This window comes from Rhodococcus sp. ACPA1, from assembly GCF_002300195.1.
Taxonomy (GTDB): Bacteria; Actinomycetota; Actinomycetes; order Mycobacteriales; family Mycobacteriaceae; genus Rhodococcus_F; species Rhodococcus_F opacus.
In genome coordinates, this window is sequence record NZ_NSDX01000005.1 from 57758 (window position 1) to 80710 (window position 22953).

Consider the following 22953-nt stretch of genomic DNA (forward strand, 5'->3'; position numbering starts at 1 on the left):
CCCGAGGATCAACCCGCATCGTGTGAGGCATATATCACTCCGCAGGCACATGGCGGGGTGCGTTCGAGCCGGGCTATCCTCACTCGAGAACGTCTGGTACCCGCCGAGCGGGACTGGAACGAACGAGAGGACGAAGGTGACCTCTTTCGGGATCACTAATGGCCCTGCGCCTGCGAGGTTGACGGTGGGAATCGTCTCCGCCGGCCGGGTCGGTACAGCAATCGGTGCCGCGTTGGAGCGGGCAGGTCACGTCGTCGTCGCCTGCTCGGCTGTCTCCGACGCGTCACGTCACCGGGCACGGACCCGGCTTCCCGAGACCGAGATTCTGCCGGTGGCAGAGGTCGCGGCCCGCTCAGAACTGCTCGTTCTCGCCGTCCCCGACGCCGAACTGCCGTCACTGATCGCTGGGCTGGCCTCCACCAGCGCGGTGCCGAGTCGCGCGATCGTGGCTCACACCTCCGGCGCGAACGGCATCGGGATCCTCGACCCCCTCACCGAGCAGGGCGTCGTTCCGCTCGCGATTCACCCCGCGATGACGTTCACCGGGCACGACGAGGACACCGTCCGTCTCGCGTCCGCCTGTTTCGGCATCACCGCCGCCGACGACATCGGTTACGCGATCGCACAGTCGCTGGTCCTCGAGATCGGCGGCGAGCCCGTCCGGGTCCGCGAGGACATGCGGCCGCTGTACCACGCCGCTCTCGCGCACGGCAGCAACCACCTGGTGACGCTCGTCGTCGACGCCGTGGCCGCGCTGCGCGTCGCCCTCGAGGGCCAGGAATTGCTCGGCCAGGAGCTGATCGGCGACGATCCGAACGGCCTGGCCGAGCGAGTCCTCCAGCCGCTGCTCTCCGCGGCGCTCGACAACGCCCTGCGGCGTGGGCCGTCGGCACTGACCGGGCCGGTCGCGCGAGGCGATTCGGAAGCGGTTGCCACGCATCTGCGGGTACTCGAAGAGGTCGATCCGCGGATCGCGGCCGGCTACCGTGCCCTGTCTCTGAGGTCGGCGCAACGCGCCGGCGCCACACCTGAACTGCTGGAAATCCTGGAAGACCGGAGGTGAGTTCCGTGAGCGATCTGCAGGGCGGATACAAGCGCGGCGAACTGACCGTGCACCACGACCCGAACGTGCTGACCCGGGTCTCGAAGGCGCTCCGCGGTGTCGGCCGCCAGGTCGCGCTCGTGCCGACGATGGGAGCCCTCCACACGGGTCACCTGGAACTGGTGCGGCAGGCCAAGCTCACCGGCGCGGTGGTGATCGTCTCGATCTTCGTCAACCCGTTGCAGTTCGGCGCCGGCGAAGACCTCGACGCCTACCCGCGCACCCTCGACGCCGATCTCGAACTGCTGCGCGAGGCCGGAGTCGAGCTGGCGTTCGTGCCCACCGCAGCCACCATGTACCCGGCAGGACCGCGGACCACGATCCATCCCGGACCGCTGGGTGCCGAGCTGGAGGGCGCGTCCCGGCCGACACACTTCGCGGGCATGCTCACCGTCGTCGCCAAGCTGCTGCAGATCGCAGCGCCGAACGTCGCGTATTTCGGCGAGAAGGACTACCAGCAGCTGACGCTGATCCGGCAGATGGTGACCGACCTGAACTTCGACGTCCGGATCTTCGGCGTGCCCACGGTGCGTGAGCACGACGGGCTGGCACTGTCCTCGCGCAACCGCTACCTCGACGAGGCGCAGCGCAACGCGGCGACGGCACTGTCCGCGGCCCTGATCGCCGGGGCCCACGCCGCCGCCGGTGGCGCCGAGGCGATCCTGGCCACCGCGCGCGAGGTGCTGGCGTCCGTCCCGGAAGTGGAGGTCGACTACCTCGAAGTGCGGGGCGTCGATCTCGGTCCCGCCCCCGAACGAGGCGACGGCCGGCTGCTCGTCGCCGCCAAGCTCGGAACCACCCGATTGATCGACAACGTCGGTGTCGCCGTCGGCACCGGTTTCCTCGAACGCGACGCCGAACCACCGTCGGGCGCGGCCACAGACGAACTTCTTTCCCGCTAGAAGAGTAAGGACCGGAACATGTTTCGCACCATGATGAAGTCGAAGATCCACCGCGCCACCGTCACACACGCCGACCTGCACTACGTAGGCTCGGTGACGGTCGACCAGGATCTGATGGACGCCGCCGACCTCCTCGAGGGCGAGCAGGTGTGCATCGTCGACATCGACAACGGCGCGCGGCTCGAAACCTATGTGATCGCCGGCGAGCGGGGAAGTGGTGTCATCGGGATCAACGGTGCGGCAGCGCATCTGGTCAAGCCCGGCGACCTCGTCATCCTCATCGCCTACGGCGTCATGAACGAGCAGGAGGTGCGCGACTACGAGCCGCGCGTCGTGTTCGTCGACGCCGCCAACTCGCCGATCGAGCTCGGTGCCGACCCGGCGCACGCGCCGGAGGGCTCCGGTCTCATCACCCCGCGCATGCTGTCGACGCTCGACGCCGAGCGCGAATCCAGTTTGGTGTAACCCATGCTCCTCACCGTCGACGTCCGGAACACGAACATCGTTCTCGGACTGTTCACCGGTACCGGTGAACACTCGAAGTTGGTGCAGGACTGGCGGATGCGCACCGACGCGAGGATGACGGCCGACGAGCTGGCCCTCATCTTCCGGGGGCTCCTCGGCGCGCACGCCGATCAGATCACAGGTGTGTCCGCGCTGTCGACGGTGCCGTCGGTGCTGCGGGAGATCCGCGTGATGCTGACGCGGTACTGGGGGCACGTCCCGCACGTGCTGGTGGAACCCGGGGTGCGAACCGGTGTTCCGCTGCTCGTCGACAACCCCAAGGAGGTGGGCGCCGACCGGATCGTGAACAGTCTTGCGGCGCATCACCTCTACGACGCACCGTGCATCGTGGTCGACTTCGGGACGTCCACGTGCGTCGACGTCGTGTCCGCCAAGGGTGAGTTCCTCGGCGGCGCCATCGCGCCGGGCCTCGAGATCTCCTCGGACGCACTCGCGTCGCAGTCGGCGGCTCTGCGCAAGGTCGAACTGGTGCGTCCCCGCTCCGTCGTCGGTAAGAACACCGTCGAGTGCATGCAGTCGGGTGCGGTGTTCGGTTTCGCCGGGCTCGTCGACGGGCTGGTCCGCCGCGTGCGCAAGGAACTGCCCGCCTTCTCCGGTTCCGACGTGGTGGTGATCGCGACCGGTGACCGCGCGCCGCTGATCATGCCCGAGACGGAAACCGTCGACGAGCACGAACCGGATCTCACGCTCGAAGGGCTGCGCCTGGTCTACGAGCGGAATCAGGCTCGCCGGGGGGCGCGTCGCAGCCCGCTCGAGTGACGGGTTCCCTCTTCGCGGAAGTTATGTCAGAATGGTCCCCGTGAATCTCTGCACGAGTGCTCAGGAGTGTTGTCGAGGCTGAACGCTGCCTTGACCAATTCACACTTCTGGGAGTCTCTCTCGTGCTCGCAACGTATTCTTCTGCATCTGTACCCACCCGTCTTCGCCCGGCTGACCTGCTGCGCATCACCGACCAGGGTGCTTCCGAGGTCCTCGACGGCCGCCACGACGTCCTGCTCCCGCAGAGCTGGCCCACCGACGAGCGCTGGTCGACCCGGCTCTACTCGGATGACGACGTCGACGTCTGGCTGATCAGCTGGGTTCCCGACCGGAACACCGAATTGCACGACCACGCAGGCTCTTTCGGCGCGCTCACCGTTCTCAGCGGCGCGTTGTCCGAGTTCCGTTGGGCGGGTGACCGTCTGCGTCACCGCACTCTCGAGGCAGGCGATCAGGCCTCGTTCCCGCTCGGCTGGGTCCACGACGTCGTGCGGGCGCCGGACGCACCCGGGGCGGAGGTGGTGACGCCGACCCTGAGCGTGCACGCCTACTCGCCGCCGCTATCGGCCATGTCCTATTACGAGGTCACCGACCACGGCACGCTGCGCCGTACCCGGACCGAGCTCACCGATCTCCCCGAGGGTGGTTCGAAGTGAACATCGACCAGATGCTCGAAGAGGCCCGCACCCAGATCGACCGCATGTACGCATTCGAGCTGCCCGAGGCCGTGGCGCGCGGCGCGATCGTGGTGGACATCCGCCCGCAGGCGCAGCGAGCGATCGAGGGAACGCTGCCCGGTGCACTCGCCATCGAACGCAACGTCCTCGAGTGGCGTTGCGATCCCACCAGCTCGGCGCACCTGGCGCTGGCAGTGGACCACGACGTCGAGTGGATCATCGTCTGCTCCGAGGGCTACACGTCGAGTCTCGCCGCGGCGGCGCTGCAGCAGCTGGGCCTGCACAAGGCGACCGATCTCGTCGGCGGGTACAAGGCGATCAAGGCGGCGGGACTGCTGGGCTCGCTCATCGCCACGCAGCACTGCGTGCGGGAGCTGGCCACCGTCTCGGCTCACTGACGGCGAGCCGTCTCATGACACTGACGGCGAGCCGTCTCATGACACTGACGGCGAGCCGTCTCATGACACTGACGGCGAGCCGTCGCATGACACTGACCTCTGAATAGGGGCACGGTCGGCTGTCGATTAGGCTGGTGACCCGTGAGTGAAGTAGCAGCCCAGCCAGTCGACGACACCCCCGAGCAGCTTCGGATCCGCCAGGAGAAGCGTGAGCGCATCCTCGCGGAGGGACGCGAGGCGTACCCGGTGTCGGTGGCGCGCACCCACTCGCTGGCGGAGATCCGGGCCAAGTACCCGGAACTCGAGCCCGACACGGCCACCGGTGACCAGGTCGGTGTCGTCGGCCGGGTGATCTTCGTGCGCAACACGGGCAAGTTGTGCTTCGCGACGCTGCAGGAAGGCGACGGCACCCAGCTGCAGGCGATGATCAGTCTCGCCGCTGTCGGCGAGGACGCTCTCGCGTCGTGGAAGGCCGATGTCGACCTCGGCGACTTCGTGTTCGTGCACGGTGAGGTGATCAGCTCCCGTCGCGGTGAGCTGAGCGTGATGGCCGATTCGTGGCAGATCGCGTCCAAGTCGCTCCGGCCGCTGCCCGTTGCGCACAAGGAGATGAACGAGGAGTCGCGGGTCCGGCAGCGCTACGCCGATCTGATCGTGCGCTCCGAGGCGCGGGAGAATGCGCGTAAGCGGGTGGCTGTCGTCCGTGAGCTCCGGAACGCGCTCGAGCGTCGCGGGTTCCTCGAGGTCGAGACGCCGATGCTGCAGACGGTGGCGGGCGGCGCGGCGGCCCGTCCCTTCATCACGCACTCCAATGCCCTCGATATCGATCTCTACCTCCGTATCGCGCCCGAACTGTTCCTGAAGCGGTGCGTCGTCGGCGGTATCGAGAAGGTCTTCGAGATCAACCGGAATTTCCGCAACGAGGGTGTCGACTCGACGCACTCGCCGGAATTCGCGATGCTCGAGACATACGAGGCGTACGGCACGTACGACGATTCTGCCGTCATGATCCGGGAACTCGTCCAGGAAGTGGCGCAGGCCGCTTTCGGTTCGCAGGTCGTCACTCTCGCCGACGGCACCGAATACGACTTCAGTGGTGAATGGAAGACCCTCGAGATGTACCCGTCGCTGTCGCAGGCGATCGGTGTCGAGGTCACTCCTGATTCCACCGTCGAGGAATTGCTGGCGCTCGCCGAGAAGGTGGGCCTGGAGGTCCCGAAGGACAAGGGTTACGGGCATGGGAAGCTCGTCGAGGAACTGTGGGAGCACCAGTGCGGCGACCAGTTGTTCGAGCCGACGTTCGTCCGTGATTTCCCGGTCGAGACCTCGCCGCTGACTCGTGACCACCGCAGCAAGGCCGGGGTGACGGAGAAGTGGGACCTCTACATCCGCGGGTTCGAGTTGGCCACGGGCTATTCGGAATTGGTCGATCCGGTCATCCAGCGTGAGCGGTTCGTCGATCAGGCGCGTCTCGCGTCGGCCGGCGACGACGAGGCGATGGCCCTCGACGAAGAATTCCTCGCCGCAATGGAGCAGGGAATGCCGCCGACCACCGGTACCGGAATGGGAATCGACCGTCTGCTCATGGCTTTGACGGGATTGGGAATCCGCGAAACAATCCTCTTTCCCATTGTTCGGCCTTCTACTCGCTGATTCACCAGGGTGAATTCGCGCGGATAAATTCGATCCATTCCTCGTATTCCGAATCGGAAGAACAGGGGTATGGTTACCTCCGGGTCGTAGCTCACGTTGACGATGAGACGTCGCTTCATTCGAGAGGAATTTCATCCCATGGCTAAGAAGGTCACTGTCACCCTGATCGACGATGTCGATCAAGAGGCGTCTGCCGACGAGACGGTCGAGTTCGGACTCGACGGTGTCCAGTACGAGATCGACCTTTCCTCGGAGAATGCGGCGAAATTGCGCGAGCAGCTCGACGTGTGGGTTTCCCACGCGCGCAAGGTGAGCTCGCGCAAGCGCGGCAAGGCCGTGGCGGCTCCGGCCGCCACCAAGTCTCGAGTTTCGGTCGATCGGGAACAGAGCGCCGCTATCCGGGAATGGGCGCGCAAGAACAACAAAAAGGTTTCTGCGCGCGGGCGTATCTCCGCGGAAATTATCGACGCCTACAACAAGGCGAACTGAAAGTTAGCTGGGAACAGAATTCGCTGATTCGCTACGCGACGTGACCTGGACTGTTACCGTCCCGCACTGATCCGTTAATCGGGAAGTCTGGGGGGTAGCTGTGCGGCGCTGCGTGACCGTTTCAGGGATTCTGTTCCTGGCGTTCGTGATGTGGTCCGGGGTGGCGTCCGCAGCGCCGACCTATCCGGTGCCGGATTCGTTCCTCGCCGGCGTGCCCCTCGAATTGGGAAATCCGGGCGGTTCGGCCCCGGGTTCGAACGACTGGTCCTGCCTGCCGAGTGACGCGCATCCCGAACCGGTGGTCCTCGTCCACGGCACTGGAGGCGCACGCCAGACCAACTGGGCGGTGTACGCACCACTCCTCGCGAACGAGGGCTACTGCGTGTATTCCCTCACCTACGGCAACTTCCCCGAACTGCCGTGGCCGCTCGATGCGATCGGCGGGATGACGCCCATCGACAGCGGCACCGCTCAGATCGCCACGTTCGTCGATCAGGTGCTGTCGAGCACGGGGGCCTCGAAAGTCGATCTCGTCGGACATTCCCAGGGCACCCTGCAGGCGAACAACTACGTGAAGTTCTTCGGCGGCGCAGACAAGGTCTCGAAGATCGTGTCATTGGCACCGCCGTGGCACGGAACGTACGGCAACGATCAGATCAGCGTCGGGCGGTCCCTGCGGGCGCTCGGCGTCGACGACGAGGTGGCGGCAGGTTTCCCCGTCTGCGGGGCCTGCCCCGAGATGTTCCAGGGGTCCGCGTTCATCGACCGCATGCGGGCGGACGGGGTCTACGTCCCCGGCATCGAGTACACGAACATCGCCACCCGCTACGACGAACTGGTCGTCCCGTACACGAGCGGCATCGAGCCGGGCCCGAGCACCACGAACATCGTCGTCCAGGACGGTTGCGAGCAGGACTACTCCGACCACGTCGCCGTCGCCGGTTCGGCACGGGCCGCCGGATTCGTGCTCAACGCGCTCGATCCCGCCCACCCGCGCGACGTGCCGTGCCGTTTCGTCGCCCCCGTCGCGGGGTAGCCCTTTCCCGCCTCGTCGCCGGTTACCGGGGGAGTCCTGAGGAACCCGCTGGGTATCGCCGCCGACGCCGGGTGGAAACGTATGGGTGGCGAACTCACAGCTCATCGACATACCCTGTCCGGACACGCAGGTCTCGCTTCCTTCGGGAAACGGGTCGCGAACTTCGCGGGCAAGAGGTTGTCGCATTTCTGCGACACCACGGTCACGACGTGCCCGCAGGGTCCCGTCCAGGAACGTCTGGATGGTGAACAACTGGAAAGAAGTGTCCATTCGAGCCAGTCCCGGCGGCTACGAAATGGTGGTCCACATCGGCATCGCGGAACCTGTTCGCTCCAGGCGTACAGCGAAGGGGAAACGATTGCCGGAGCTGGGGCGTTAAATACGGGTAAGCAGGCCTGCTCTTCCACCTAAAGGGGTGGAGGGGCAGCAGGTCGATCGGCAGCCAACTAGAGTAATAGCTGGGGTCGTGGAACCTTCGTCGGTTCGGGGCTTCTGCCCTCCGAGCAGGCGCTGGCGATCTGCTTGTAGTGCCGGAGCGAAACGCGGCGAACAGGGACGAGACACCCGGTCTCGTGACTGCACGTCGGAAAGTGTGAGGGAGAGCGATGTTCGAGAGGTTCACCGATCGCGCACGGCGCGTTGTTGTCCTGGCTCAAGAAGAAGCCAGGATGCTCAACCACAACTACATCGGTACGGAGCACATCCTGCTCGGCCTCATTCACGAGGGCGAAGGTGTCGCTGCCAAGTCGCTGGAGTCGTTGGGCATCTCCCTCGAAGGAGTGCGCAGCCAGGTCGAGGAGATCATCGGCCAGGGCCAGCAGGCCCCGTCCGGCCACATCCCCTTCACCCCGCGTGCCAAAAAAGTCCTGGAGCTCAGCCTGCGCGAGGCACTGCAGCTCGGACACAACTACATCGGCACGGAGCACATCCTGCTCGGCCTCATCCGCGAGGGTGAAGGCGTCGCAGCGCAGGTGCTGGTCAAGCTCGGTGCCGACCTCAACCGGGTGCGTCAGCAGGTCATCCAGCTGCTCTCCGGCTACCAGGGCAAGGAGCCGGCCGAGGCCGGCGGCACTCGTGGCGAGGCGGGCACCCCGTCCACGTCGCTGGTGCTCGACCAGTTCGGTCGCAACCTCACCCAGGCCGCCCTCGAAGGCAAGCTCGACCCCGTCATTGGCCGCTCGAAGGAAATCGAGCGCGTCATGCAGGTGCTGTCGCGCCGTACCAAGAACAACCCGGTGCTGATCGGCGAGCCCGGTGTCGGTAAGACCGCCGTCGTCGAGGGGCTCGCTCAGGCCATCGTCAACGGCGAGGTGCCCGAGACGCTCAAGGACAAGCAGCTGTACACGCTCGACCTCGGGTCGCTCGTGGCCGGCAGCCGTTACCGCGGTGACTTCGAAGAGCGACTGAAGAAGGTCCTCAAGGAGATCAACACCCGCGGCGACATCATTCTGTTCATCGACGAGCTGCACACCCTCGTGGGTGCAGGCGCGGCCGAGGGCGCCATCGACGCGGCCTCGATCCTCAAGCCGAAGCTCGCCCGCGGTGAGCTGCAGACCATCGGTGCCACCACCCTCGACGAGTACCGCAAGTACATCGAGAAGGACGCCGCACTGGAGCGCCGCTTCCAGCCGGTGCAGGTCGGCGAGCCGACAGTGGAACACACCATCGAGATCCTCAAGGGCCTTCGCGACCGTTACGAGGCGCACCACCGCGTGTCCATCACGGACGGTGCACTCGTCGCCGCGGCCACCCTGGCCGATCGCTACATCAACGACCGCTTCCTGCCGGACAAGGCCATCGACCTCATCGACGAGGCCGGAGCCCGGATGCGCATCCGCCGGATGACCGCACCGCCGGACCTCCGCGAGTTCGACGACAAGATCGCCGACGCCCGCCGCGAGAAGGAGTCCGCGATCGACGCGCAGGACTTCGAGAAGGCCGCGAACCTGCGCGACAAGGAGAAGACCCTCGTCGCTCAGCGTGCGGAGCGGGAGAAGCAGTGGCGTTCCGGTGACCTGGACGTCATCGCCGAGGTCGACGACGAGCAGATCGCCGAGGTCCTGGGTAACTGGACCGGCATCCCCGTGTTCAAGCTCACCGAGGAGGAGACCACGCGTCTGCTCCGTATGGAGGAGGAGCTGCACAAGCGGATCATCGGTCAGGAAGACGCGGTCAAGGCGGTCGCCAAGGCGATCCGTCGTACCCGTGCCGGCCTGAAGGACCCGAAGCGTCCGTCCGGTTCGTTCATCTTCGCCGGCCCGTCCGGTGTCGGTAAGACCGAGCTGGCCAAGTCGCTCGCCAACTTCCTGTTCGGTGAGGACGACGCTCTCATCCAGATCGACATGGGTGAGTTCCACGACCGCTTCACGGCGTCGCGGCTGTTCGGTGCCCCTCCCGGCTACGTCGGCTACGAAGAGGGCGGCCAGCTCACCGAGAAGGTGCGCCGCAAGCCGTTCAGTGTGGTGCTGTTCGACGAGATCGAGAAGGCACACCAGGAGATCTACAACACGCTCCTGCAGGTGCTCGAAGACGGCCGTCTCACCGACGGTCAGGGCCGGACCGTGGACTTCAAGAACACGGTGCTCATCTTCACCTCGAACCTCGGTACCTCGGACATCTCCAAGGCTGTGGGTCTCGGCTTCACGTCCGGTAAGGGCGACGAGTCGAACTACGAGCGGATGAAGCTCAAGGTCCACGACGAGCTGAAGAAGCACTTCCGTCCCGAGTTCCTCAACCGCATCGACGACATCGTCGTGTTCCACCAGCTCACCACCGAGCAGATCGTTCAGATGGTGGACCTGATGGTGGCACGCGTCGAGGTGGCCTTGAAGAACAAGGACATGACGATGGAGGTCACCGACAAGGCCAAGTCGCTGCTGGCCAAGCGTGGCTTCGATCCGGTCCTGGGTGCGCGGCCGCTGCGTCGCACCATCCAGCGCGAGATCGAGGACCAGCTGTCGGAGAAGATCCTCTTCGGCGAGGTCGGCCCCGGTCAGATCGTGTACGTCGACGTCGAGAACTGGGACGGCGAAGGCGCGGGCGAGGACGCGAAGTTCACGTTCCGCGGCGAGACGAAGCCGGTCACGGTTCCCGACGAGGTTCCGGTCGACCTGGCCAAGTCCGGCGCAGCCGACTCGGAGTAGACAGGCAGCAATCGCACGACAACGGGCCGCCGGTGGTTTTCCACCGGCGGCCCGTTCGTGTGTGCAGGGTCAGATGCTCTTGCGTCCCGACCAGTTGGCGAGGCGCTCGGTGGGACCGGCGGTGGGGTGCGGCTCGACCACGTCCGCGAACGGCACGTGCCCGCCGCGCGTCTCCGCCGGGATCGCATGCCGTGCGACGGCGAGCATGGCCTCGGCGAGTTCCGGGCGAGTTTCGGAGGGTTGGCCGGTGGCGACGGCCAGGTCCCAGCCGTGCACGAGGGTCTCGTTGATGTAGCCCCAGATGGCGGCACGGCCGGGGACGGTGCCCCACGGCGCCGTCACCGTCGCGTCGAGCCGGCTGTCGTCGGTCCAGACGGGCCACATGCGGTCCGTGGCGGACCGGTAGGCGTCCGCGTAGCCGTCGCCGGAGATGTCGGTGACGACGAGCGGAACGGTGCTCGGGTCGCCGCCCTCACCGATCACGCGGGCACGCTCCACGGTGGCGACCAGGTGGCCGAGCAGGGTGCGGACGTCGAAGTCGGCGCACGGAGTGGATGCCGTCAGCTGGTCCTCGCGGACTTTCTCGATGAGGCCGGTCGTCCAGGTGAGGGCTTCGCGGTGCAGGGGCCGGGGATCTGTCGTGTTCGTCATGAGGCAACTATCGCCGCAAAACATGACATCTCCTGTCATGTATTTCTGACAGACTTCTCCCATGCGCGCCGATCGCCTGCTCTCGCTCGTCCTCCTGCTCCGCAACCGCGGGCGCATGTCGGCGTCGGCGTTGGCCCGCGAACTCGAGGTGTCCCCGCGCACCGTGCTGCGGGACATCGACGCATTGTCCACGGCGGGGATACCGGTGTACGCCGAACGCGGCCGTGACGGCGGCTTCGAGTTGCTGCCGGGATTCACCACCGACCTCACGGGCCTGACTGTCGACGAGGCCAAGGCCCTTCTGGCGGCAGGCTCTGCGGTGACGTCGGAATCGCTGGGCATGGCACCGGCGTTCGCCTCGGCCATGCGCAAGGTGGTGGCGGCGATGCCCGACGCGCACCGGGCGGCGGCGACGAAGGTGGCGGAGCGGGTGTTCGTCACCCAGGGAACGTGGCTGACCGATCCGGAGCCGGTCGACGATCATCTCGGGCTGATCCAGCAGGCGGTGTTCGTGGGCCGGCGGCTGAGCATCCTCTACCCGTCGCGGGGCAACGATGCGGTGTGGCGCGTCATCGACCCGCAGGGCCTCATCCATGCGGCGGGACGGTGGTATCTGGTGGCGACGGACGCCGGCCGCGACCGGACGTACCGGCTCGAGCGGATCGAGGACGTCCGCGAACTCGACGAGCCGGCGCAGAGATCGGCCGACATCGACCTGGCCGCGATCTGGGAGCGTCGCCGTTCGGCGTTCCGGGCGCGCGGGACACCGGTGGTCACCGACGTTCTCGTGCGCCGTGAGCGCCGCGACGACCTGGTGGAGCGTGCCTATGCCGTCCGATCCGAGCAGTCGGTCGACGGCGACCGGGTGCGCCTGGAAGTGGTGTTCGGCGACGACTCCCACGCACGCGGGGTTCTGTGGGCGTTCGGCGAGGACGCGGAAGTGCTGGCACCGGACGCTCTGCGGGCCGCCCTGCGTTCCCGCGCGCTGCGGATGGCCACCCGGTACGAGTAGGTTCGACACGTAAACCGAAGAACCACGAGAGGATGTGGCATGCCGACACGTACCGCACGGACCGCTTGGAACGGATCGCTCGAACAGGGAAGCGGCCAGGTGGAACTCACCAGTTCCGGAGTCGCGACCTTCGACGTCTCGTTCCCCAAGCGGGCGGCCGAAGAGGCGGGTGGAACCACCAGCCCGGAGGAGCTGATCGCCGCGGCGCATTCCTCCTGCTACGCGATGCAGCTGTCCGCACTCATCGCAGAGGCAGGCGGCACCCCGCAGAGCCTCGAGGTGAAGGCGGATGTCTCACTCGGACCGGACAACCCGGGTTTCAAGCTCACCGGCATCAAGCTGACGGTCCGCGGCGAGGTGGACGGTCTCGACGCCGACGGCTTCGCGAAGGCCGCTCAGGCCGCCAAGGAGTCGTGCCCCGTCAGCAAGGCGCTCACCGGAGTCGAGATCACGCTGGACGCGGCACTCGAGTCCTGAGTCCAGTCGGCTACTGACGGTTGAACCGTGCGCGCACTTCCTCCATCTTCGCCTGGAGTTCGTCCGGGCTGATGACGCCCTTGTCCATCAACGCGTGAGCGGTGGCGACGACGGACCGGGAGCGGACGGGGAAGTCGCGGTAGACGGTTTCGCCCAGCTGGTCCTCGGTGTGGCGCCTGTCGAGATTGTCCCAGGCGCCACGCCAGGACAGGCATTCCGCGGTGGCCTGCATGCTCGATTCCCACGGGTCGGGCTTGCGGTCGAGGTCCGGTAGCGTCACGTCGTCGCGGGTCGTCTCCGGCGTCAGCGTGTTCAGGATGACGTCGTATGCCTTGTCCGTCATCATCGCGCGGTTCCTCCGTTGTCCGAGGGTGGTGTGGTCGCAGTCCAATCGACCTGCGGGACGGCGACGCCGATCATGGTGTCGCGGGTGACGATCGACGCCAGTTGTTCCTCACTCCACCCCTCGGTGCCCTCGGGGCGCATGGGCATCACCATGAACCGTGATTTTTGATTCGAATCATGCACGCGCACTTCGACATCCGACGGGAAGTGTAGACCGAACTCCGCAATCACCTCGCGGGGCCAGCGCACCAACCGGCGACGATAGTTGGGGGTGCGGTACCAGTCCGGAGACATACCGAGAACGGGCCGCGGATAGCACGAACACAACGTGCAGACGATGACGTTGTGGACCTTCGGAGTGTTCTCCAGCACGTAGAAGTAGGTGTAGTCGCTCGGCGTGCCCGATCCGGTCGGGTCGCGCCAGTCGATCCCCACTTCTTTGCAGGTTTCGGTGCCGTCGGCCAGCAGTCGCTTCTTGAATTCCGGGTCGACCCACGCTTTCGCGACCAATTTCGAACCACCCGAGGGCCCTACCGATTCGGCCCATTCGGAGAAACGGCGGTGATCCTCGCGGGAGAACAGTCCGTGTTCGATGGACAGTTCCCGAATCGCGGTCTCCAGGATCTCGAATTCGCTGACCTCCTCCGAGGCCTGGATCGGGGCGTGATCGTCGTGCGAGTGCGTCATGTGTCCGCCTCTCCTGCCGGCTCGAGCCAGCGCTCGGAGCACTCGGTTTCCAACGTGTCGATCTCGAATCCGGTGTAGCGGGGCCAGAGGTCGGTCTGCCGGAAGCGGACGACGTAGAACGGCTCGGTCCGGCCGTCGTCCACGCGTCCCCACGCCTCGTCCTCGGGAATCACCCACTCCGGGCGGTGCTCGACGACGACTCCGGTGCGCCCGCGGATGAATGCCTGGGTTCGGGTGTGGAACATCGACGTCGCGTCCTTGACGGTGACCCGGTCGCCGATCTCGAATTTCGTCATGACCGGCCTCCGGTCGCGTTCCCGCCACCCGACCGGGCCCGGACCTCGTCGATCTTGGCGGAGAGTTCGTCGGGCGTGATCAGGCCCTTGTTGATGAGTGTCTTGGCGGCCACCGTGATCCACCGCGCGTAGTACGGCAACCCGAAGTACAGCGTTGCGCCCAGGTCGTTCTCGGCGCGCCGGCGCTCCTCGGAGTTCCACACACCGCGCCACCCGAGGCACTCGCACGTGACGTATGTACTCATCTCCCAGTCCTCTTCGACCTTCTCCTCGTACTTGACGGGAAGGGCGGTCTGGCCGCCGACGTCGTGGAGAACGTGTCGCAACGCGTCGAACGCGGAATTGGACAGGTAATACGGCGAATCCATCTCTGCGTGATGGACCGGGCCGTACTCCGCGACCCTGTTCGCCTGTGCTTCGAAATCTGCTGGAGAGTTCATCGCGTGCTCCGGTGGTGGTGGAACTAGTGACAGGGAACTCCCAGGAGATGGCGGCCGTCGTGCATCAATTCGTGCAGGTACATGCCACTTCGGGAGATCGCACCCTGGTCGAATCCGACCAGGTAGAGGGTGAGCAGAGCGAGCAGGACGACTCCGACGGCGATCAGCACGATTCCGAGTGACTCGACGGACTTGCTCGGTGAAGAGACGTAAACCATGGCTACTCCTGGAGGAGTTCGGGTTCCGCAACTGTCGGCCGTCGATTGTCCGGGCATCGCGACGAGCGCCCCTCACTCAGCGGCACGATCGATACGACGTTACTCTCGCCGTGTCGATCTCATCACCGTACCGTTCGGTCGAATCCGGCGTGCGGAAATGCAGCGCGGCGAACCAAGACAAACACCGTGTCGCACCCGGCGGAACAGAATGCACCGGCGATTCGTTCCACTGAACTGTGACGACACAGCAGAACACCGACGGCGACATCGAGATCGAAATCTGGTCCGACGTCGCCTGCCCCTGGTGCTACATCGGCAAGCACCGTTTCCTGGCCGCCCTCGCGGAGTTCGAGGGGCGTGACCGGGTGAACGTGGTGTGGCGGTCGTATCAGCTGTCGCCGGAGACGCCGGTGGGCGAGCGGCGCAGCGAACTCGACGCCCTGGTGGAGAGCAAGGGCATGTCTGCCGAGCAGGTCCGTCAGATGTTCGGACACGTTGCGCGCACGGCGGCCGACGAGGGGCTGAGTCTCGACTTCGACACCGTGATCGCCGCCAACACCTTCGACGCCCACCGGTTGATCCACCTGGCGGGCGACGAGCGAGATGCCGTGGTGGAGGCGCTGTTCCGCGCGCACTTCGGTGAGGGAGCCGTGATCGACGACCGCGAGGTGCTCGTCGACATCGCGTCGCGGGCCGGGCTCGACGCCGACACCGTGCGCGCCGAACTCGAGTCCGATGCCGGTGCGGACGCGGTCCGCGCCGACCTCGAGACCGCCCGTCGACTGCAGGTGTCGGCGGTGCCGTTCTTCGTCGCCAACCGCCGCGTCGCCGTGTCCGGTGCGCAGCCGAAGGACGTGTTCCTGCAGCTTCTGACGCAGGCGAGCGCGGCGCCGGTGAACTAGCGGCGCGTGACGTACCGGTTGGCGTCGGGCCGGAACATGAGTGCCACCGCCGCGATCACCGCCACGAGATGGGTGAGCCGGGCGGTCGCGATCACCGCGACGTCGAGCGTCAGACCTGCGACGGCGGACATCGGGTCGTTGCCGGCCGACAACCAGGCGAGCGGCTCCATCACGAGCGAAGCGACGCCGAAGACGCCGAGACCGATCGCGAGAGTGTTCCGCGCCCACGCCCTGCCACTGCGGAATCGGGTCATGACGAACAGCACCGCGCCGTAGACGACGACGCGGACCGCGAGTTGTCCGGCGAGGCTGCCGACGTCGGGGTCCGGGCCGTCCAATGCCGTCGATGTGTGCGCGATGGCCTCGACCACGCCGGCGAACAGGGCGAGTCCGAGCAGCCAGTACGCGCGCTCGACCGTCTGCGGGACCGAGGGTGCAGTACGAGTGGTCATGTCCCCATGCTGGTATCGGCGACGTCGCGGCACATCACCCCACGGAGTGGAGTTCACCCCTACCCGGGTATCGGTGCGACGTGCTTGCCATCACCCCGGACGAGGGGCACATTGAAATGCACGTCATCGGCAGGGAGGCACTGTGCGCGAGCAGACACGACCCGGAGATGCATGGCCGGCGTTGAAGGTGGACGACTGGACGACGACGCGGGACACCCTGCACATGTGGACGCAGATAGTCGGAAAGATCCGCTTGGCCCACGCACCGTTGATCAACCACTGGTGGCAGGTCCCGCTGTACGTGAGTCCCCGCGGTCTCACGACGTCGACAGTCCCGTACGGCACCGACTGTTTCGACATCGAATTCGACTTCGCCGACCATCGACTGGTGATCCGCACGAGCACCGGCGGCACCGGGACGGTTGCCCTCGAACCGAAGTCGGTGGCCGATTTCTATGCGGAGACGATGGACACGCTGGCCGAACTGGGTGTGGCGACGACCATTCTGGCCCGGCCCAACGAGGTGGACCCCGCCGTCCCGTTCGCGGAGGACACCCAGCACTGCTCGTACGACGGTGAGTCGGTGCACCAGTTCTGGCGGCAACTCGTGCAGGCGGACCGCGTCCTGCACGAGTTCCGTTCCCATTTCATCGGGAAGGTCAGTCCCGTGCACTTCTTCTGGGGTGCGCTCGACCTGGCCTGCACCCGGTTCTCCGGGCGAACCGCACCGACTCACCCTGGGGGAGCACCGAACTGCGGAGACTGGGTGATGGTCGAGGGCTACTCGCACGAGCTGAGCAGCTGCGGTTTCTGGCCCGGCGGTGGTGTCGAAGGCGCGTTCTACGCGTACGCCTACCCGGAACCGGACGGCTTCGCCGACTACCCGGCCGGGCCCGACGGAGCGTTCTACAGCAAGGAGAACGGACAGTTCCTGCTGCCGTACGAGACCGTCCGAACCGCAGACGATCCCGATGCCGCACTGCTGAAGTTCCTGCACAGCACGTACGACGCGGCCGCCGAACGGGGTGGCTGGGACCGGGCCGCCCTGGAGGCGGACCCGGCCCGATGGGACAAATCCCGCTGACGCCCTGACAGGTGGGTCAGGCGGCGTTCGCCGACGCGGGCGTCGTGACCCGGGTGGCACGCTCCGTGAGGAACGCGAATGCCAGTCCGAGGACCAGCCACAACGTGGCCTGCGTCGCGAGGGACGACAGGCGGAACTGCCACAGAAGCACTGCGGGGAAGTCGTCGCCCACTTCGTTGACGGTGGGCAGCACGAGGTATCCGACGGTCACCACCACGAGGAAGGCGAGAACCGGCGCCGCGATCCGCACCGACAGGAACTCCTGCGCTGCGACGGCCTTCGCCGCGAAGACGGAGGCCACCACCGCGAGCAGGCCCAGCACGACTGCGGCGAGCCACAGCCAGGTGCGCTGGGTGATCGTTTCGGGGTCTCCGACAGCCGGTGGGTTGGCGGGGTACTTGAAGAACGGCACCGCCTCGATTGCCAACCAGCCCAACGTGGCCAGTGTCAGCCCGAGCAACGGCCCCGACAGCGTCGTCAGCCGACGCGCGTAATTCGCGACGACGGCGAAGATCGCTCCCAGAGCCAGGCCCGCGAGGGACGTGGCGAGGAACAGTCCGAAGCGCTGTCCGTCACGGCTGACCAGTGCTTCTTCCTCGTCGTGCGAGTGCCCGGCCGGCTCCTCTGCCTGCGTGGCGTCGTGCGAGTGGACTTCGGCTTCGGCAGCGCTGTTCGACTCTTCGATCGCGATGGCCGCATCGATGTGCGACTCACCGAGGACGAAGGCGACGCCACCGGCCAGGATGCCTGCGATCAGGCCGGCCAGCAGACCGCGGATGAGGAGTTTCGCGAAGGAATCGGTCAGTGGCATGGCAGGCCCAGGAGGTGGCGGCCGTCGTGCATCAGTTCATGCATGTACATGCCACTGCGCGAAATCGCGCCCTGGTCGAAGCCAACGAGATAGAGAGCGAGCATCGCGAACAGAACGATCGCGAAAGAGATGACGGCGAGACGGGTCGTGTCGACCGACGAGCCGGGTGCGTAGGCGAGTGCCATAGTTCCTCCTGGGATTTCGCGTCCCCTAGGTCCAGGCGATGGCCGCAGTATCTGGCTGTCGAGGTGGCTCCCGTGAAGGACTACTCCGATTTACAGTGGCGCGACCGCTCCGGGATTGCACCGGATTCCTGCCGAACCATCGCTTTGTCCTGCGAACTTTTGCACCCGGCGGGCCGTCGTGTCAATCCTCCCGCTCGGCCCTGGCTCTCAGTTCTTGTTCGCCGCCGCGACGTCGAGAACGACCTCGAACTCGAGCAGCGAAGCTCCGGACGCCACCGGCTTCTTCTGCTCACCCGCGTGTGCTTCCCGGGCCGGACCGTCGCGCCACGCCGCGAATGCCTCTTCGCTCTCCCACTGGGTGACGACGAAGTAGCGGTTCTCGCCCTTGACGGGGCGCAGAAGCTGGAATCCGAGGAAGCCGGGGGAGTTCTCCACGGCGTGCGCGCGCGCCGCGAAGCGCTTCTCGAGTTCGGGGCCCGCGCCCTCGGGGATTTCGATTGCGTTGATCTTCACCACTGCCATGCGGGCGAGATTACTCCGCTAGCGTCGGAGGGGTGGTGGGTGAGAGTGCGTTGCACGACGAGGGTGGGACGGGACAGCCGATTCTGCTGCTGCACGGGCTGATGGGCAGCGCCCGGACGTGGGGCCGGCACGTGCCGTGGTTGCGCGAGCACGGCCACGTCTTCACGTTCGACGCCGCAGGTCACGGCAGGCCCGCACCGTCGCGGTTGACGACGGAAGCGTTCGTGGAAGACCTGGCCGCCGCGGTCGCGCCCTTCACCGAGCCGTGGGTGGTGATCGGTCACTCGATGGGCGCCCTGCACGCGTGGTGCCTTGCGGCCGAACACCCAGAGAAGGTATCGGCGCTCGTGCTCGAAGACATGGCCCCCGACTTCCGGGGCCGGACCGCCGCGGACTGGGCGGCGATGATCTCGAACTGGCCGCAGCCGTTCGCGACCCGGGAAGACCTGCTCGAATTCTTCGGTCCGGTTGCCGGACAGTACTTCCTGGATTCTTTCGAGAAACGCGCCGACGGCTGGTACCTGCACGGGGACGTCGACACGTTCCGCGACATCTCCGAGGAGTGGGGCGGCAGGCACTTCTGGGACCAGTGGGCGTCGATCACGGTTCCGGCCCTGCTGATCGAGGGGGAGTTCACCATCACCCCAGACGGTCAGATGCGGACCATGGCGGAGCGGCATCCCGGCGCCGAGTACGTCCGTATCGAGCAGGCCGGGCACCTCGTCCACGACGACCAGCCGGAGCAGTACCGGAAGGTGGTCGAGGCATTCCTCGACGGGCTCGGCTGAGCCGCCCGGCGGCTAGCTTCCCTCGCCGGCCAGGGCGAAGAGGCCGTCGTCGGTCTGCTCGACGAGTCCGTCGACGAGCAGGGAGTGGAGGGCGCGGTCGCGTTGGCCCGGATCGCCCGGCCACACCTGGTCGAGCCGGACCCGTTCGACCGGGGCGGAGCTCTCACGGAGTACGGCCATGAGCTTGCCGCGCACCTGACGGTCGGTGCCTGCGAACTTCTGGACCTTCCGGCGCTCACCGGTGTGCGCCGGACGTCCGGCATCCACCCAGGCGCAGCTGGGCAGCGGGCAGCGAGCGCATTCGGGGGAGCGGGCGGTGCACACGGTGGCCCCCAGCTCCATGAGGGCCGCGGAGAACGTGGCCGCCCGTGCCCGGGTGCGGGGGAGCAGCGCGGACACGTCGGCGAGGTCACGCGTGGTCGAGGGATTTCCCGGCTCGGCGCTTCCGTGTACGGCCCTGGCGACCACCCGCCGGACGTTCGTGTCGACGACGGGGACCCGCTGTCCGTAGGCGAAGCAGGCGACGGCCCGCGCGGTGTAGGCACCGATGCCGGGCAGGCCGAGGAGAGTGTCGACGTCGCTCGGAACCACGTCGCCGTGCTCGGCGGCCAGTACTCCGGCGCACTCGTGGAGTCGCAGCGCGCGGCGCGGGTAGCCGAGCTTGCCCCACGCGCGCAGTACGTCGGCCTGACTCGACGCGGCCATGCGGGACGGGACGGGCCAGCGCTGCACCCATTCCTCCCAGATCGGGGCCACCCGGACGACGGGCGTCTGCTGCAGCATGATCTCGCTCATCAGGATGTGCCAGGCGGTGACGCCGTCGCGGCGCCACGGCAGATCCCGGGCCTGTACGTCGTACCAGTTGATCAGCGCGGAGGAGTCAACGGCCACTTCGTCCTCACAAGTCCCTTCGTTCACGGGGGAAACAGATTTTCCGCGGTCGTCACATTCCCGTCGCGACGGTGCGACACGCTCGGTGCACAATGATCCCATGCCTAATTCCAACCCCGTGTCCGCGTGGAAGGCCCTGCGTCAGGGTAACGACAGATTCGTGAGCGGCACCTCGCTCCATCCCAGCCAGGGCATCGCCGATCGCGCGAAGCTCGTCGGCGGCCAGCACCCCACGGCCGTCCTGTTCGGATGCGGAGACTCCCGCGTCGCCGCCGAGATCATCTTCGATCAGGGTCTGGGCGACATGTTCGTCGTCCGCACCGCCGGTCACGTGATCGACGACGCCGTGCTCGGGTCCATCGAGTACGCCGTCGGGGTGCTGAACGTGCCGCTCATCGTCGTGCTCGGTCACGACAGCTGCGGTGCCGTCAAGGCGACGCTCGACGCCCTCGACGACGGCAACGTGCCGCCCGGGTTCATCCGCAGCATCGTGGAACGTGTCGCGCCGTCGATCCTCATGGGACGCCGCGAGGGCCTCAGTACCGTCGACGAACTCGAGGGCCGCCACGTGGTGGAGACCGGGGCGCTGCTCATGCAGCGGTCGCGCATCATCGCGGAGAAGGTGGAGAGCGGCGCGTGCGCCATCGCGGGTGTCACGTACAAGCTGTCCGACGGCCGCACCCACCTGCAGGGCGCCGTCGGGGACATCGGTGAGCTCACGGACTGACCGCGACACGCCGCACCCGCTGAGCCGTTGCCGCGCGACGCCGAACTACCGTTGACGTCGTGCTGGAACCGAATGGACCGTTGCCCCCCGAGATTTACTGGCGCCGCAGGGCGCTGGCGATCGGCGGCGCCATCGTCGTGTTGCTGCTCGTCGTGTGGTTGATCAACTCGCTTCGTGGTGGCGGTGACTCCGAGACGGATCCGGCGGCAGCGAGTTCCTCGTTGACCACTCCTGTGTCGATTTCCCCGACAGCCTCGGGTTCGTCCACGTCCAGCGGCAGTTCGGGCGGTTCCGGTGGCGGTGGCGCCGCTGCCGCCGGCGGCGAGGCCTCCTCGGGCGCGTCCGGTTCGTCCGGGGCGTCGAGCAGCGGTGCCTCGAGTAGCGCGGCTCCCAGCGGCCAGCCGGTCGCCGCGGGACAGTGCCCGGACCAGTCGCTGGCCATCAAGGTGGCCGCCGACAAGCCGACGTACCTGGCGGGTGAGGAGCCGAGCTTCACGACGGTCGTCACCAACATCGGCACCACACCGTGCGAACGTGATCTGGGCAGCAGCCTCCAGCAGGTGCTCGTCTACACGATCGACGGTGCCGTGCGGCTGTGGTCCAACATCGACTGCTTCCCGCAGTCCGCGGCCGACGTGCGCACCCTCGCGCCCGGTGAGCAGGCTCAGTTCACCGTGAAGTGGTCGGCCAAGACCTCCGCCCCCGACTGCCTGACGCAACCGGAACCCCAGCGTGATCCGGTGGGGCCCGGTGCGTACACCGTGGTCGGCCAACTCGGTCAGCTCCGCAGCGCGCCGGAGCCGTTCAACCTCAGCTGATCCTCGGTGCGGGGTCGATGCGTGAGCGTCGATCGAATTCCTTGTCGAGGTCGGTGTGCTCGGGGTCGGCGAGCAGCGCCGCGAGAAGGATGCGGGCCTGACCTGCTCTGAGGTCGGTGGAAAACAGTGCACCCGCCGAGACGAGGTCGTGCCCGCCGCCTCCACCGCCGTAGGTGGCGGAGGTCGGGCCCTGCGGCACCCGGGTGGTGACCACGACCGGGATCCCGGCGGAGGCGCAGTCCCGGACCGCCTCGACGATCGCCGGGTTCGCGTTCCCGGATCCGAGCCCGTCGAGCACCAGTCCTTGGGCCCCGGCGGCCCGGCACGCGTCGATTTGGACGCGGTCGGCCCCGGGATAGGCGGCGACGATGTCGACGCGGGTTCCGGAGATCGGATGCCACGGCAGCGGATCGAGACTTCGCCGCGGGGTGACACCGGCGGGGTGGACGGATCGGAACGCGTCGAGTGACGTCGTGTCGACCTTCCGCGTTCCCGACGCCCGGTGCAGGGCGCCTCCGAACGCGATGAGGACACCCGCGCCGCGCAGAGCGGGATCCGATCCCGCGGCCACCGCGTCGGCCAGATTGGCCTGGGCATCGGATTCCGGGTGGTCGAACGTGCGCTGCGCACCCGTGAACACCACCGGCCGCGGGTCGGCGTGGTGGAGGTCGACCAGGTACGCGGTCTCCTCCATGGTGTCGGTTCCGTGGAGCACGACCACCGCGTCGAGTTCGGGGTCGCGCAGTTCCGCGGTGACGGCGTCGCGGACCCGGTCCATGTCGGCGAACGTCATGCTCGAACTGTCCTTCGACATCACGTCGACGACACGGAGTTCCGTCCCGGTCCACGCACTGCCCAGCAGGTCCGGGCCTGCGACCACCGGTCTGCTGACACCCTGCCCGTCCCGCCTGCTGGCGATGGTGCCTCCGGTGGTGACGACGGCGACTTTCGGCACTGTTGTCC

The 22953-nt window shown here is 66.9% G+C and carries 29 protein-coding genes and 1 riboswitch; of the genes, 17 read left to right on the forward strand and 12 right to left on the reverse strand.

Annotated elements, in window-relative coordinates:
• Positions 1–136: 136 nt before the first annotated feature.
• The 10 genes from CJ177_RS24640 to CJ177_RS24685 all read left to right on the forward strand — a co-directional run bounded on the left by CJ177_RS24640 (position 137) and on the right by CJ177_RS24685 (position 10684).
• Complete coding sequence (locus tag CJ177_RS24640) at positions 137–1063, forward strand: Rossmann-like and DUF2520 domain-containing protein (protein ID WP_005244966.1); 927 nt, start codon at positions 137–139, stop codon at positions 1061–1063.
• Between the two features lie 5 nt (positions 1064–1068).
• Positions 1069–2004, forward strand: a complete 936-nt coding sequence (panC, locus tag CJ177_RS24645) for a pantoate--beta-alanine ligase (RefSeq protein WP_025431748.1) — start codon at positions 1069–1071, stop codon at positions 2002–2004.
• Between the two features lie 18 nt (positions 2005–2022).
• The gene (gene panD, locus CJ177_RS24650; RefSeq protein ID WP_005262154.1) at positions 2023–2469 is read left to right on the forward strand and encodes an aspartate 1-decarboxylase; all 447 of its coding nucleotides are present in this window, start codon (positions 2023–2025) and stop codon (positions 2467–2469) included.
• Between the two features lie 3 nt (positions 2470–2472).
• Positions 2473–3288: a type III pantothenate kinase gene (locus tag CJ177_RS24655; RefSeq protein ID WP_095868866.1), complete on the forward strand. Its 816-nt coding sequence runs from the start codon at positions 2473–2475 to the stop codon at positions 3286–3288.
• Positions 3289–3410: 122 nt separating this feature from the next.
• A complete protein-coding gene (locus CJ177_RS24660) occupies positions 3411–3944 on the forward strand; it encodes a cysteine dioxygenase family protein (protein WP_005244961.1) in 534 nt (177 codons plus the stop codon).
• Positions 3941–4363: a rhodanese-like domain-containing protein gene (locus tag CJ177_RS24665; protein ID WP_005244960.1), complete on the forward strand. Its 423-nt coding sequence runs from the start codon at positions 3941–3943 to the stop codon at positions 4361–4363. The genes CJ177_RS24660 and CJ177_RS24665 overlap by 4 nt, the downstream gene beginning before the upstream one ends.
• 141 nt (positions 4364–4504) lie before the next feature.
• Positions 4505–6016: a lysine--tRNA ligase gene (gene lysS / locus CJ177_RS24670; protein ID WP_005244958.1), complete on the forward strand. Its 1512-nt coding sequence runs from the start codon at positions 4505–4507 to the stop codon at positions 6014–6016.
• A 138-nt stretch (positions 6017–6154) separates the two neighbouring features.
• Complete coding sequence (locus CJ177_RS24675; RefSeq protein ID WP_005244957.1) at positions 6155–6505, forward strand: Lsr2 family protein; 351 nt, start codon at positions 6155–6157, stop codon at positions 6503–6505.
• 100 nt (positions 6506–6605) lie between these two features.
• Entirely contained in the window at positions 6606–7541 is a 936-nt protein-coding gene (locus CJ177_RS24680; RefSeq protein ID WP_061044540.1) for a triacylglycerol lipase, read from the forward strand.
• A 605-nt stretch (positions 7542–8146) separates the two neighbouring features.
• Positions 8147–10684: an ATP-dependent Clp protease ATP-binding subunit gene (locus CJ177_RS24685; RefSeq protein WP_005244954.1), complete on the forward strand. Its 2538-nt coding sequence runs from the start codon at positions 8147–8149 to the stop codon at positions 10682–10684.
• 69 nt (positions 10685–10753) lie between these two features.
• On the opposite strand, the gene CJ177_RS24690 is transcribed toward CJ177_RS24685, so the two are convergent.
• Positions 10754–11335, reverse strand: coding sequence for a TIGR03086 family metal-binding protein (locus CJ177_RS24690; RefSeq protein ID WP_095868867.1), 582 nt, complete (start codon positions 11333–11335; stop codon positions 10754–10756).
• 61 nt (positions 11336–11396) lie between these two features.
• Here CJ177_RS24690 and CJ177_RS24695 point away from each other — a divergent pair, with 61 nt between their 5' ends.
• Both CJ177_RS24695 and CJ177_RS24700 read left to right on the forward strand, forming a co-directional pair.
• Entirely contained in the window at positions 11397–12347 is a 951-nt protein-coding gene (locus CJ177_RS24695; protein ID WP_005244951.1) for a YafY family protein, read from the forward strand.
• Between the two features lie 39 nt (positions 12348–12386).
• Positions 12387–12824, forward strand: coding sequence for an OsmC family protein (locus CJ177_RS24700; RefSeq protein WP_005244949.1), 438 nt, complete (start codon positions 12387–12389; stop codon positions 12822–12824).
• 10 nt (positions 12825–12834) lie between these two features.
• Here CJ177_RS24700 and CJ177_RS24705 read toward each other — a convergent pair whose 3' ends face one another.
• From CJ177_RS24705 to CJ177_RS24725, 5 genes are read right to left on the reverse strand one after another with little or no spacing between them, the layout of a single operon-like run.
• A complete protein-coding gene (locus CJ177_RS24705) occupies positions 12835–13170 on the reverse strand; it encodes an SH3-like domain-containing protein (RefSeq protein WP_005262166.1) in 336 nt (111 codons plus the stop codon).
• Positions 13167–13856 (reverse strand): thiocyanate hydrolase subunit gamma, encoded by a 690-nt coding sequence (scnC, locus tag CJ177_RS24710; RefSeq protein ID WP_005244945.1) that lies wholly within the window; start codon positions 13854–13856, stop codon positions 13167–13169. The genes CJ177_RS24705 and scnC overlap by 4 nt, the downstream gene beginning before the upstream one ends.
• Positions 13853–14152 carry an SH3-like domain-containing protein gene (locus tag CJ177_RS24715; RefSeq protein WP_025431751.1) on the reverse strand — a complete coding sequence of 100 codons (300 nt, stop codon included), beginning with the start codon at positions 14150–14152 and terminating at the stop codon, positions 13853–13855. Before CJ177_RS24715 ends, scnC begins: the two co-directional genes overlap by 4 nt.
• A complete protein-coding gene (locus CJ177_RS24720; protein ID WP_025431752.1) occupies positions 14149–14592 on the reverse strand; it encodes an SH3-like domain-containing protein in 444 nt (147 codons plus the stop codon). The genes CJ177_RS24715 and CJ177_RS24720 overlap by 4 nt, the downstream gene beginning before the upstream one ends.
• A gap of 23 nt (positions 14593–14615) precedes the next feature.
• Positions 14616–14810 (reverse strand): CbtB domain-containing protein, encoded by a 195-nt coding sequence (locus CJ177_RS24725; protein ID WP_005244942.1) that lies wholly within the window; start codon positions 14808–14810, stop codon positions 14616–14618.
• 236 nt (positions 14811–15046) lie between these two features.
• On the opposite strand from CJ177_RS24725, the gene CJ177_RS24730 reads away from it, so the two are divergent.
• On the forward strand, positions 15047–15712 hold the full coding sequence (locus CJ177_RS24730; RefSeq protein WP_095868868.1) for a DsbA family protein: 666 nt from the start codon (positions 15047–15049) through the stop codon (positions 15710–15712).
• On the opposite strand, the gene CJ177_RS24735 is transcribed toward CJ177_RS24730, so the two are convergent.
• Positions 15709–16164: a hypothetical protein gene (locus CJ177_RS24735; RefSeq protein WP_095868869.1), complete on the reverse strand. Its 456-nt coding sequence runs from the start codon at positions 16162–16164 to the stop codon at positions 15709–15711. The two genes, CJ177_RS24730 and CJ177_RS24735, sit on opposite strands and share 4 nt — an antisense overlap.
• 142 nt (positions 16165–16306) lie before the next feature.
• On the opposite strand from CJ177_RS24735, the gene CJ177_RS24740 reads away from it, so the two are divergent.
• Positions 16307–17248, forward strand: coding sequence for a DUF5996 family protein (locus CJ177_RS24740; RefSeq protein WP_061700400.1), 942 nt, complete (start codon positions 16307–16309; stop codon positions 17246–17248).
• A 16-nt stretch (positions 17249–17264) separates the two neighbouring features.
• Here the strand turns inward: CJ177_RS24740 and CJ177_RS24745 are convergent, their stop codons facing one another.
• The 3 genes from CJ177_RS24745 to CJ177_RS24755 all read right to left on the reverse strand — a co-directional run bounded on the left by CJ177_RS24745 (position 17265) and on the right by CJ177_RS24755 (position 18766).
• Entirely contained in the window at positions 17265–18059 is a 795-nt protein-coding gene (locus CJ177_RS24745) for a CbtA family protein (RefSeq protein ID WP_061044536.1), read from the reverse strand.
• On the reverse strand, positions 18050–18244 hold the full coding sequence (locus CJ177_RS24750; protein ID WP_005244930.1) for a CbtB domain-containing protein: 195 nt from the start codon (positions 18242–18244) through the stop codon (positions 18050–18052). The genes CJ177_RS24745 and CJ177_RS24750 overlap by 10 nt, the downstream gene beginning before the upstream one ends.
• A 22-nt stretch (positions 18245–18266) precedes the next feature.
• Positions 18267–18400: riboswitch (cobalamin riboswitch) on the reverse strand.
• Positions 18401–18451: 51 nt separating this feature from the next.
• A complete protein-coding gene (locus tag CJ177_RS24755) occupies positions 18452–18766 on the reverse strand; it encodes an antibiotic biosynthesis monooxygenase (RefSeq protein ID WP_005244929.1) in 315 nt (104 codons plus the stop codon).
• Between the two features lie 32 nt (positions 18767–18798).
• Here CJ177_RS24755 and CJ177_RS24760 point away from each other — a divergent pair, with 32 nt between their 5' ends.
• Positions 18799–19554 carry an alpha/beta fold hydrolase gene (locus tag CJ177_RS24760; RefSeq protein ID WP_061700401.1) on the forward strand — a complete coding sequence of 252 codons (756 nt, stop codon included), beginning with the start codon at positions 18799–18801 and terminating at the stop codon, positions 19552–19554.
• 12 nt (positions 19555–19566) lie between these two features.
• Here the strand turns inward: CJ177_RS24760 and CJ177_RS24765 are convergent, their stop codons facing one another.
• The gene (locus CJ177_RS24765) at positions 19567–20445 is read right to left on the reverse strand and encodes an A/G-specific adenine glycosylase (protein ID WP_025431756.1); all 879 of its coding nucleotides are present in this window, start codon (positions 20443–20445) and stop codon (positions 19567–19569) included.
• A 100-nt stretch (positions 20446–20545) separates the two neighbouring features.
• On the opposite strand from CJ177_RS24765, the gene CJ177_RS24770 reads away from it, so the two are divergent.
• Together CJ177_RS24770 and CJ177_RS24775 are read left to right on the forward strand one after the other, a co-directional pair.
• On the forward strand, positions 20546–21172 hold the full coding sequence (locus CJ177_RS24770; protein ID WP_005244926.1) for a carbonic anhydrase: 627 nt from the start codon (positions 20546–20548) through the stop codon (positions 21170–21172).
• 59 nt (positions 21173–21231) lie between these two features.
• Positions 21232–21990, forward strand: a complete 759-nt coding sequence (locus tag CJ177_RS24775; RefSeq protein ID WP_061700402.1) for a hypothetical protein — start codon at positions 21232–21234, stop codon at positions 21988–21990.
• On the opposite strand, the gene CJ177_RS24780 is transcribed toward CJ177_RS24775, so the two are convergent.
• Positions 21983–22945, reverse strand: coding sequence for an asparaginase (locus CJ177_RS24780; RefSeq protein ID WP_061044532.1), 963 nt, complete (start codon positions 22943–22945; stop codon positions 21983–21985). The two genes, CJ177_RS24775 and CJ177_RS24780, sit on opposite strands and share 8 nt — an antisense overlap.
• Positions 22946–22953: the final 8 nt, after the last annotated feature.